Consider the following 11,774-nt stretch of genomic DNA (forward strand, 5'->3'; position numbering starts at 1 on the left):
CATACACATTTTTTTATAATAAGCTTACGGAATACATTCAGATTGGAGAATACAGAAATCATGAAAAATCTTGTAATCGGACAGTCCGGCGGACCTACCGCCGTCATCAACGCGAGCCTTTATGGTGCGGTAAAAGCATTCAGGGAATCCGGCGCGGACGGACATGTTCTCGGAATGATCAACGGAATCGAGGGATTCCTCGCTGACCATGTGATGGACCTTTCCACGGACCTCTCTGACAAGGAACTTGAGCTCTTAAAGCTCACTCCGGCCGCATACCTTGGTTCCTGCCGTTATAAACTTCCGGCAGATTTAGACAGTGAAGTTTACCCTGCGATCTTCGATAACTTCCGTGAGATGAACATCGGATACTTCCTCTATGTGGGCGGAAACGACTCCATGGATACCGTGGACAAGCTCTCCCGCTATGCGGAGAAGATTGGAAGCGATGTGAAATTCATCGGAATCCCGAAGACCATCGACAACGATCTTGTCCTCACCGACCACACACCGGGCTTCGGAAGCGCCGCAAAGTATGTTGCCTCCACCGTCCGCGAGATCGTCCTCGACGCCTCCGTCTATCAGCAGAGATCCGTCACCATCGTCGAGATCATGGGACGCCACGCAGGATGGCTCACCGCTGCTTCCAGGCTTGCAAGAAAATATGAGGGCGACAACCCATGCCTTATCTACCTCCCGGAGACTCCGTTCTCCTTAGAGCAGTTCTATAATGACCTGGACGCTGCATTCAAGAAATCCCCGAACCTCGTTGTCTGCGTCTCCGAGGGAATTGCCGATGAGGGCGGCACCTTTGTCTGCGAGTACTCCGACGCAGCGAAGCTCGATTCCTTCGGTCACAAGATGCTCACCGGCTGCGGTGAGGTCTTGGAAAGCTTTGTCCGCGACAAGTTCGGCGTGAAAGTCCGCTCCATCGAGTTAAATGTCAACCAGCGCTGCAGCGGCATGATGGTATCTGAGACGGATATCGAGGAAGCTGCCATGGCAGGCGCTGCCGGTGTGAAGGCAGTTCTCGCCGGGGAGACAAAGAAGATGATCGCCTTCAAGCGTGACTCCGACATGCCGTACAAGATGCACTGCACACCGGAGGATGTAAGCCTCATCTGCAATCAGGAAAAGAAATTCCCAAAGGAATGGATCAACGCGGCAGGAAACGATATCACCGATGACTTCTCAGCTTACGCTCTCCCGCTGATCCAGGGCGAGCCGAAGCGCGTGATGGAGAACGGGGTGCCGAAATACCTGTACAGAAAGTAAGTTTGGTATTATCACCCATAACCGCGAATTTTAACAAAACTCTTCAACAAAAGCAAAAGCCCGTGAAAACATGCTTCCACGGGCTTTTTCCTTTTCTTTCCTTGGTAAGAACTCTCCCACTTCCTGTCCCAGACTTATTCAAGATCGAAACAGCCCTGCACCGCTGCCAAACGAAATCCACTTTTCCATTTAACTGCTGCACAGAGCTGTTTATTTTTCATATTCCATTAATTCACTTCACTGATATCCATCAGCCCGCACCCGTCATAGAAGAACTTTAAAATCTCCTGGCAGGTCTTTCCCTGCTTTGCCATGCCCTGGGCACCGTTCTGGCTCATGCCGACACCGTGTCCGAAGCCGCCTCCGTAGATTGTGAAGGTCGTCACCTGATTTTCATCGGTTCCGTTGTTCTCGATATAGATGAAACCGCTGGGAAGCGTATCCCATCCCGTAGATGTGGAACCGTCTTTCCTGTTGTATACAAGTGATACATTTCCGAGAATGCTGCGGATCCTGCTCTGCCCGGAAAATGTCTTGGAACCTTCCGTTCCAACGACCTTCAGGGTCTTCGCGTATCCACCCGCTCCCCTGGATGTGATCGTAAGTCCCGTGATCCTGCCGACCCCGCCGATCTTTTCGTCCAGGATCGTGCTGGTGGTCTTCGTGTTCCAACGGAACATCGGGAAGTCAGAGTCGTAGGCATCTGTGTTCTCGTCCTTGATAAAGCTCTCAAAGGCCTCGTTGGATGTCAGATCCAGCTTCTTCGCCTTGTTGTTGATCGTGACTGCCCTGAGGTACGGCGTGTTGGACGCATCCGCTCCCCACACACTTCCGTCGGTTCCATGCCCGTCAGATGTGGAGTAATAGAACGCCTCGATGGGATCCCCGTTGTATTCCAGAAGCTGACCAAAGGTCTCATTCACAGCGGTATCCGTGGAATCGAAGGTCAGCGTGTTGTTGTACACCTGGAAATTCGTGCTGTCATCCACATGGGCACCGTAGGTCGAGTAGGCATTGCCCTGAATCTGCCTCCATGCGTAGGTTCTCGCACAGACCGCCTGGGCCTTCAGCGCCTCCAGCTCATAAGTCGGCGGCATCTCGCTCGGTGTCACCCGCTTTAAATATTCCTCGAGATCCACCTCGTTTAAGAGAAGCAGGCCGTCGCTCTCCTCCGTGATCTCCATATGTCCCGGATAGACGGGCATTCCCTGAGCGCGCTCCAGACTGTGTACCGTGATCATTCCGCCTTCATTTGCGGAACGGAATGTGAGACGCCCACTTGCGACCCTTGAATCTCCCGGTTTTATCGTCACCGTCTCCTCTGCTGCGATGGACTCCGTCTTTGCATCCTTCTCATCTCCGTACTCCAACACTGCCATGGAGTCGCAGGAAAGTGTGATCGTATCATGGAACAGTGACTTAAATCCGTTCGTCATGATAAGCACGCGGATCATGTCGATATCCGGTTTCTCCGTCGTCAGGGCCGCACAGATCTTTCCATCCGCCACCACAAATTCCTGCATGTGGTAGCCGACGAGAATATCCTTCTTCTGCTGTTCCCTGAGAACACCGTAGGTCCGATAGATCTTAAACTGATCCGCCAGCGGCACGCTGCCGTAGCCGTCGATCTCAATCTCTGTGTCGCGGACCGCAAGGACCGTTCCGGTGATCTTCTCTTTCTTCAGCACCAGTCGTTTTGGGGTTCCGCCCTTTAAGTACAGATCTCCGATCTGACCGGAGATCTCGCTCTCATCCTTTAAAACTCCCTTTACCGGAAATTCCCTCTGGATATTTCCGATAAAGACCGTCACTGTCTTTCCGGAGAATCCCGAGATCCAGGCATTCTCGTAGACGATCTCGTCCGAGACCATCTCCTCCACCTTTAAGATCTCATCGTCTCTCGCCAGAAACCGGATCTTCTGATCAATATATCCGTCGAGGTAAAGTCCCTCAAACTGAAAAATACCGTCCCTCGTGTAGGCTGTCCATGCAGGCGCACCATCCACATTGTCCGGTGTTCCGTAAAGGTCCGTCTCCACCTCGGCCACAGCTCTGTCCGGATCCACCGCCGCGCGGAACGCGTCATAGAACTTCCAGAAATTCTCACTGGAGACCGCCTTTTTCGCCCGGTCACCGGAATCCACATAAGAAAGGAGCGCATCTGTTTCCCCTTTTCCCTCTTCCGATGCCTTTTTTGCCCAGTCTGAAAGAACCGCGTATGTAACTGCGGACGTAGCGCTCCGCTCGTCCGCTTTGACCGATCCGCTGTCAAGATATCCCTGACCATAGAGGTAGTCCATATATTTCACATACCACTGGTCCGATAGATCTTCATCAAAATTCGACGTCTCCGGCGCATTTTCAAGAATTCCATTCCCCGACTCCAGTGTCAGTGCCACCGTCCGGGATGCCGCTGCCAGGGAGACTCCATCCTCTTCCCTGTCCAGAAGTACGATCACGATCAGCAGAACCACGATGAACGTCGTGACTCCCGCCATCCAGTTTATCAGTTTCCTTCTCTCGTTCATAATTCCTTTCCCGACCAGAACCAGCTACTGTTCGTCACCGTGTTTTTTATACTCGCCGTTCTGTTCGTCGATCCGCTTCAGATTTACATAGTCCTCTTCTTTTATGCTCAGACTCTTCTTTGAAAGGAGATATTCCTGAATCTGATTATAAATATGAATGATGACTGCCATCAACGGAACCGCAATGATCATTCCCACAAATCCGCACAATCCGCCGAACAGCAGGATCGAAAACAGTACACCAAAGCTGGAAACACCTGTGGAATTTCCCAGGATCTTCGGTCCTAAAATATTTCCGTCAAACTGCTGAAGCACAAGGATCAGCCCAATAAAGTACAGACACTGTTTCGGACTGATGAGGAATACGAGGATCGCGCACGGAGCTGCTCCAATAAACGGTCCGAAGAACGGTATCACATTCGTCACTCCGATGATCACGCTGATCAGCAGCTCATACGGCAGCTTAAACAGATGCATCAGGATAAAGCAGAGAATTCCGATGATCAGGGAATCGATCAGTTTTCCGATAATAAAGCCGGAAAACGCTTTTTTAATAAACTGGAATTCAGCCACAACGATATTGGCCGCTTTCAGTGGAAGAACGGAATAAATAAATTTTTTTCCCTGCGCTGATAGGGATTCCTTGATATTTAACAGATAGATCATAACGATCAATCCGATCAGCATGTTTTTTGTCAGCGTGATCACATTCATGACTCCGCTGGATACGCCGCCGACAATCTTCTCAATATTCTGGAAGTTCTGGAAATTGGAGAGATTCGACATTAAGTCCGTCTCCATCCAGCTCTGAAAATACTGGGCTGACTGCTCGTAAATATTTAAGATTGCCTGCTCCACCGGCGGGTTGTTCACGAAGAATTCCGTCAGCCAGTCATACACGTTCTGGAAATAAACCGGCATCATGTTGATGATCCCCACGATACTGGAATAGAGCTGCGGGATGATCATGCTGGAAAGGCTTACGACCACCACGATCAGAAACGCAAGGCTTATCACTGTTCCAACGGCTTTTCCAAGGAAATTGCCGAAGGATTCACTCTTGAACCGTTTCTTTGGCGCGATCTTCTTTTCCTCGTCCTCTTTTTTCTTGTCGTCATCGTGCACATACACGACTGTATTGTAGCACCAGTTATAGACCGGAGACATTAAAAAAGCAAGTACAGCGCCGTAGATCACCGGTGCCAGGACAAACCGCACTTTTCCCAGAAAGGCAAACACTGCATTCCTCTCCAGAAACAGAAAGACGACAAACACCGCTGCGATCAGTACCAGGATTGCCGTCACCCCCATGTAAATGTATCGTTCGAACCGTTCATTTTTCATAAAAAAGTTTCTCCTTTGCAGTTGTTTCTTCCATTCATATCATATGTATCGAAACCTGTTTGCACCCATAATATCATACTTCCCATGTTTAGAAAAGAGCATTTGCGAAATCTAAACCCCCGTCATGCGCGGAAATCATGCGTCGTTCATCCATGTAAAATAACGCCATGTTATATCCCACTATATGAAAAGAAGCAGCGATCTCTCGCTGCTTTTTTATCTTTCGCAATCCCAAAATGCCGTTTCCTGAATAATTGACGCCTAGCAATGCTAGGTGGGCATCCGCACTTAAACATCTGCCTTCCACTCGATGGAGGCCTGACATCCGTCCAAGGATCTAGGAATCCCGTATGTCAAAATGTAGGTTCAAAATAGACAGGAGTGTCGAACATCCCAGGAATCACATTCCCTTTAACTGAGAACTATTATAGCGCATCACGGATCATTTTTCAAGTTCCATTTCCTGGTGTCATGTATTTTTCTGCGACTCATAATTACAACTCCCGACATAGCTGTAAACCGGATCTTCGATCCCTGCTGTACTGTCTGTCTTGTCTTTAACACAGACAAAGCATCCCAAATATCGGCTGATCTTTTTTTACATCATACCTTTTAAGAGCTTTGCTGTCTCCTCCGGTGTCTCACAGAGGTAATCTGTCCCGGCGCTCTGGAGTTCTTCACGGCTTCCATATCCGTAAAGCACGCCGATCACGGAAAGTCCCGTTTTCTTCGCACCGTATACATCATGTTCCCGGTCACCCACCATGATCACGGAAGGCTTCTCCTCCTCGCTGATGCAGTTTTCTTCCAGGACATAGTGGATCACATCGTCCTTATTCACACGCGCTTCATCCATGGACGCGCCGCCGATAAATTTAAAATACTCTGTCAGTTGGAAATATTCCAGGACTTTCTTTGCGGTCTCCTCCGGCTTCGATGTTGCCACATAGAGTTCGAGGCCAGCCTCCTTTAAGGTCTTTAACATATCTTCCACGCCATCGAACGGCGCATTATCCATCCAGCCTTTCACATCGTAGTATTCCCGGAACACATAGATCGCATCATTTGCGTCCTTATCTGAAAAATTATAATATCTCTTAAAGCTGTCGAAGAGCGGCGGTCCCACAAACGGTTTCAAGACCGAAAGGTCATCCACATGGATGCCGTAATGTTTCAGCGCATACTGAACACCCCTCGTGATCCCTGGCATGGAATCCGTCAGTGTGCCGTCAAGATCAAAAAATACTCTTTTTAACTTCATCATTTTTCCTCTTTCACGTATTTCCAATTTCATGAGTTTTATTATCCCATGCCCCCATTTAAATGTCAATTATAAAATCCTGTACTGCCCTTCCGCCAACCTCCACTATTTTCCATGGCTATCGACTTTTCGTTTTCAAACCGACAGAATATATCACCTGTATTCTATTTCAGATCTGCAGCTGCAAAAAAGCGGCACCCACCAGAACCGCTTTTTACGGTTCTGGCACATGCCGCCTTTCCCTTATCCTTTTTATCTGACCCGGAGTTTACCGGAAAAACTCGTGATTTCCATGTTTAAACAGGAATTCCAGATGTCTGTCAAACCAGCTGGCGTTCTTTTTTGATGACGCATGCCGGTTCATAAAATACAGGGCACCGTCCGTCAGGTCTTCACCTGAGAGCGCCCGCCCTACGGCCTCCACCGTCTCGGCTGTGACCCTGCATCTCTTGATGGAGCCGTTGGACACCGGTGAAAACTGGTGTTTCTGGTAGACAACTTTCGTGATCGTGTTCGGGAATGAGTCATTCTCCACACGGTTTAAGATCACGTTCGCCACCATGACACGGCCTTCCATGTCACAGTTTCCAGCTTCCGCCTGCACGATCCGTAGAAGAACATCGTAGTCGCTGTCAGAGTAGCCGGTGAAAACTTCCCTTGCAGGCTCCTCCGCCGCAGTCTCTTCCGCTTCCGCCTGTACCTCTGTCACAGGTGAGCCTTCTGCTTCCGCCTCAACCTGCACAGCTCCGGCCTCTGCGTTTCCCGCAGTTTCCACTTCCGGCCCCGCAGACTCATCCTGAGCCCCATTGCTCTCGTCTGCTTTTTCCGAAGCTCCTGCGTCCTCGGCGCTGTTCTTATCATTCGTCTCTGTATTTTCAGTTTCTTTCTCGATATCTGCTTCCGTCTCCGCGGATGATGCTTCATCCGCCGTCGTCTCATCCTCTAAAACATTTCCGTCTGTTTCCGGAAGAGCAGTATCTTCTGTCTCCTCCAGACTGTCTTCATCCGAACCTCCCTGCGTCTCTGCAAACGCTACGATCGCGTTTTTGCCTCCGCCCTGGAAGTCCACCGCTGTAAATGGAATCACTGCAATCAGTGTTGCGCCCATCGTGAGAATTGCCGCATTCCGGTGCATCTTCTTTGTCACACCGGTGAAGAGTGATTTCACAAACTGAAAGACTGTCTGAAGAAATGAGTTCCATGGATTCATTTTTGAATACCCTCTTTCTCCGTCCTGTCGCCGGTTGTTCATTCCGACCGTTTTCCGGCCGGTGTCTGTGATTATAGGAGAATGAGAGGGCAAATGTCAATAAGCCATGGCCAACTTTGTTACATTTTACAGCCCGTTTTTTAATGATTGTTACATTTTATTAATATCTTTTCCAAATATTATCGGCATAAAACCTAAATTTTTGGTGGTATTGGCAAGTATAAAATATTGCAAATGTTACAATTTTGTTAAATATTGATTCCCCACTTTCAGGTGGTTTCCGATAACTTTTTCATTTATGTTAACCATTTTGCTGCAAATCCAGCAGTTTTGCTCCCACATAGTCCGCGAGAGTCTGCGGGGAAAGCAGTACCTGGAATCCCCTCTGGCCCGCGCTGACAGCGATCGTTTCGTATTTTAACGCCGCCTCATCAATAAAAGTCGGGAACTTTTTCTTCATTCCGATAGGAGAACAGCCACCGCGGATGTACCCCGTTGTGGCTAAAAGATCCTTCATCGGAAGCATCTCCACCTTCTTATCTCCCGCCGCTTTCGCCGCCTTTTTTAAATCTACTTCACCGTCCACAGGAATACAGCAGACGAGAAATCCGGTGCGTTCTCCCTTCAGTACAAGGGTCTTAAACACGCTTCCATGATCCACACCCAGCATGTCCGCCGCATGGCTTCCGGAGAGATCGTTCTCATCCACCGGGTACTCCTTCGCCTCGTAAGGGATTTTCGCGGCATCTAAAAGCCGCATCACATTTGTCTTTGTTTTATCATTTTTTGCAGATCTGCTCATAAATATTTCCTCCTGAACACAGCCTTTTCCCTGCGCCGCATCTGCCCGCAGTCCGGTATTTAATCCTTTTAGGCTGCACATCATTTATACAACGGAATACGCAAAAAAGCAATAATAAAGAATGTGCCTTGGCACATTTTCGCGCCTCGCGCGGTCGCTTGCGACAATCTACAACTTCGCGCGAGTGCGCATCATTGGCACATGAGTGCCTTTTATGTAATAGAGAATTCCTCGGAATTTCCTATTACACAAAAAACGGCAGCAAACTCTGCAATCTGCTTACAGATATCCGCTGCCGTTTATCTACTTTTCGACCTGTTTCTTCTATATATATGGCCCCTACGACAGGATCATACGGTCGTTCGCAAGTTCGCCGCCTGCAGCTTCCTCAAACTTCGCAAGAAGATCCTGGACTGTCAGGTGTTTCTTCTCCTCTCCGGCCACATCATAGATCACGTGGCCTGCGTTCATCATGATCAGACGGTTCCCGTGGGCGATCGCATCGCGCATGTTGTGAGTGATCATGAGTGTTGTCAGATGCTCACTGTTTACGATCGTATCGGTTGTCTCAAGAACCTTTGCTGCCGTCTTCGGGTCAAGAGCTGCCGTGTGCTCGTCTAAAAGGAGAAGTCTCGGCTTCTTTAAGGTTGCCATGAGAAGGGTCAGCGCCTGTCTCTGTCCGCCGGAGAGAAGTCCGACTTTTGATGTGAGGCGGTCCTCAAGACCAAGGCCTAAGATCTTTAACTGCTCCCTGTAGAACTCACGCTCTTTTGCGGTGATTCCGGCCTTCAGAGAACGTGTCATTCCTCTTCTTGCTGCTAATGCCATGTTCTCCTCGATCTGCATGGTGGCAGCCGTTCCTGTCATCGGATCCTGGAATACACGTCCGAGATACTTCGCACGCTTGTGCTCCGGGAGCTTTGTCACGTCGATATCATCGATGGTGATTTTTCCCTCATCCACAAACCACGTTCCTGCGACCGCATTTAACATGGTAGATTTTCCAGCTCCGTTTCCACCGATGACGGTGACAAAATCGCCTTCGTTTAAATGAAGATTTAATCCGTTTAACGCAGTCTTTTCATTGACGGTTCCCGCGTTGAAGGTTTTATAAATACTGTGAAGATCAAGCACGAGGTGCACCTCCTCTTTTTACCGGTTTAGAGAAATATTTGCCTTTCATGTACGGGATCGCAAGGAATACCGCAACGACAAGAGCTGACAGGAGTTTTAAATCGTTGGAATTTAATCCCATCCAGAGTACGACCTGAAGGACCAGATAGTAAATGATCGCGCCGAAGGCAACGGAGAACAGCTTGAAGCCGAAGTTCTGGCTGATCTTTCCGAAAACGACCTCACCGATGATAACGGCCGCAAGACCGATCACGATGGCACCGCGACCTGCGTTGACATCCGCAAAGCCCTGATACTGGGCATATAAGCCGCTCGCAAAGGCAACGATCCCGTTGGAGATCATAAGACCTAAGATCTTTGTGAAATCGGTATTGATACCCTGGGCACGTGACATATTCTGGTTGGAACCTGTGGCACGGATGGAACATCCGATCTCCGTTCCGAAGAACCAGTAGAGGACTCCGATCAGGATCACAATGATTAATGCTGTCACGAAGATCGTGTTCTTATAAAAAGCGACTCCCTTTACATAACGGAGAGACACCAAAAGATCATACTTATCCACACTGATGGCCTGATTTGCCTTACCGCCCATAATGCGGAGGTTGATGGAGTAGAGACCAAGCTGGGTCAGGATTCCCGCAAGGATCGCCGGGATCCCCATCGCCGTGTGAAAGATTCCGGTCACAAGACCCGCGATCATTCCCGCGATAAACGCCGCAAACAGGGACACTCCCACAGAATGTCCGTTTAACATGAAAATGATGCAGACAGCACCTCCCGTACACATGGTTCCGTCCACGGTAAGGTCTGCAAGATCGAGGATCTTATATGTAATATAAACGCCGATCGCCATGATGCCCCAGATGAGTCCCTGTGCACAGGCACCCGGCAATGCATTAAACAATGTTGCAAAATTCACGTTTCTTTCCTCCTATGGCTAATGATAGCAAACAGGGTGACAAAATTTTTTGCTGTTTGCCACCCTGATGTCCTCATAATTTCAAGTCGTTATTATTCTTCGATCACAACGTAGTCATCCGGAACCGTGATTCCAAGTGCCTCACAGTTTGCCTTATTGTATTTCTTTGTTACCTCCGGTGCAAACTCGATCGGCATTTCCTTTACATCTTTGCCGTCCATCAGGATCTCTGCGCCCATCTCACCGGCTTTGTATCCGATATCGTAGTAGTCGATGGAAAGAGTTGCAACGCCGCATCCGGAGCAGATTCCTTCTTCACCTGCAATTACCGGAACTTTCGCCGGAAGGCAGATATTGTTTATGATCTCTGCATTGGAAGCAGCCGTATTGTCAGTCGGAACATAGAGAACATCGTTCTCTCCTGCTGCTGTTGTTGTTACGGAAGCGATATCGTTGGAGTCTGCGAAGGTGTATTCCTTGCAGGTGTATCCAAGATCTTCCAGGTATCCCTTTACGGTTGTTGCCTGGTATTTGGAGTTCGGCTCTGCGGAGCAGTATAATAAGCCGACATTCTTTGCCTCCGGGAACAGCTCGTTGAGCATTGCAGCCTGCTGGTCAAGTGGAGCGAGATCGGAGGTTCCGGAAATGTTAAGACCAGTCGTACCGGTCCAATTATCGATGTCAAGAGCAGTCGCGTAGTCCGTGATGGAGGTTCCGAGGATCGGGATCTCGCTGGTTCCTGCCGCAGCGGCCTGAAGTGCTGCAGTCGCGTTTGCAAGAATCAGATCAACATCGTTGGAAACGAACTGGTTGATGATCGTTGCGCATGTTGCGGAATCGCCGGATGCGTTCTGAAGATCAAATTTAACATTGTCACCGAGTTTATCTTTTAATGCAGCCTCAAAGCCTTCTGTCGCCGCGTCAAGTGCCGGATGCTGGACTAACTGGCAGATACCTACGTTATAAGTCTTGCCGTCCTCTTTTGCCGCCTCAGTGGAAGCTGCTGCCGCAGCTTCTGTTTTTGCCTCTGTGGCTGCTGCTGTTGTCTCCGCTGTGGAACTGGATCCACAGCCCGTCAGTGCAGAAGCCGCAACGACGGCTGCCATTGCAAGTGCTGTTACTTTTTTCATAATATCGATCTCCCCTCAATTTTTCTCTTTTCGGAATCCTTTCCTTCATGCGGAATTCCGTTCTTAAATGCGTTGTTGCGTTACGCTTTAACGCGTGTGAGTGAAACTGTCATTATCATACACCCGTTTCTGTGATTCGTCAAGTCGATTTCCTGTTTTTATCTATGC

9 protein-coding genes and 1 other RNA gene are annotated in these 11,774 nt (G+C 49.2%); 1 reads left to right on the forward strand and 9 read right to left on the reverse strand.

The window, feature by feature from the left end; all coding sequences use genetic code 11:
* Window positions 1–60: 60 nt before the first annotated feature.
* On the forward strand, window positions 61–1,275 hold the full coding sequence (locus DXA87_RS00360; protein ID WP_252196285.1) for a 6-phosphofructokinase: 1,215 nt from the start codon (window positions 61–63) through the stop codon (window positions 1,273–1,275).
* 227 nt (window positions 1,276–1,502) lie between these two features.
* On the opposite strand, the gene DXA87_RS00365 is transcribed toward DXA87_RS00360, so the two are convergent.
* The 9 genes from DXA87_RS00365 to DXA87_RS00405 form a co-directional block, all read right to left on the reverse strand.
* Complete coding sequence (locus DXA87_RS00365; protein WP_117502958.1) at window positions 1,503–3,803, reverse strand: SpoIID/LytB domain-containing protein; 2,301 nt, start codon at window positions 3,801–3,803, stop codon at window positions 1,503–1,505.
* A gap of 24 nt (window positions 3,804–3,827) precedes the next feature.
* Window positions 3,828–5,147 (reverse strand): AI-2E family transporter, encoded by a 1,320-nt coding sequence (locus tag DXA87_RS00370; RefSeq protein ID WP_117502959.1) that lies wholly within the window; start codon window positions 5,145–5,147, stop codon window positions 3,828–3,830.
* Window positions 5,148–5,372: 225 nt separating this feature from the next.
* Window positions 5,373–5,550, reverse strand: a non-coding RNA gene (gene ssrS, locus DXA87_RS00375) — 6S RNA.
* A gap of 195 nt (window positions 5,551–5,745) precedes the next feature.
* Window positions 5,746–6,411, reverse strand: coding sequence for an HAD family hydrolase (locus DXA87_RS00380; RefSeq protein WP_242997992.1), 666 nt, complete (start codon window positions 6,409–6,411; stop codon window positions 5,746–5,748).
* Window positions 6,412–6,676: 265 nt separating this feature from the next.
* Complete coding sequence (locus DXA87_RS00385) at window positions 6,677–7,618, reverse strand: cell wall hydrolase (protein WP_015554857.1); 942 nt, start codon at window positions 7,616–7,618, stop codon at window positions 6,677–6,679.
* A gap of 301 nt (window positions 7,619–7,919) precedes the next feature.
* On the reverse strand, window positions 7,920–8,420 hold the full coding sequence (gene ybaK, locus DXA87_RS00390) for a Cys-tRNA(Pro) deacylase (RefSeq protein ID WP_021906009.1): 501 nt from the start codon (window positions 8,418–8,420) through the stop codon (window positions 7,920–7,922).
* Between the two features lie 339 nt (window positions 8,421–8,759).
* Window positions 8,760–9,554, reverse strand: coding sequence for an ABC transporter ATP-binding protein (locus DXA87_RS00395; protein ID WP_117502961.1), 795 nt, complete (start codon window positions 9,552–9,554; stop codon window positions 8,760–8,762).
* A complete protein-coding gene (locus DXA87_RS00400) occupies window positions 9,547–10,476 on the reverse strand; it encodes an ABC transporter permease (RefSeq protein ID WP_117469854.1) in 930 nt (309 codons plus the stop codon). The genes DXA87_RS00395 and DXA87_RS00400 overlap by 8 nt, the downstream gene beginning before the upstream one ends.
* A 92-nt stretch (window positions 10,477–10,568) precedes the next feature.
* Complete coding sequence (locus DXA87_RS00405; RefSeq protein ID WP_117502962.1) at window positions 10,569–11,606, reverse strand: ABC transporter substrate-binding protein; 1,038 nt, start codon at window positions 11,604–11,606, stop codon at window positions 10,569–10,571.
* Window positions 11,607–11,774 lie beyond the last annotated feature (168 nt).

The organism is Desulfotomaculum sp. OF05-3, assembly GCF_003435535.1.
Classification (GTDB): domain Bacteria; phylum Bacillota; class Clostridia; order Lachnospirales; family Lachnospiraceae; genus Pilosibacter; species Pilosibacter fragilis.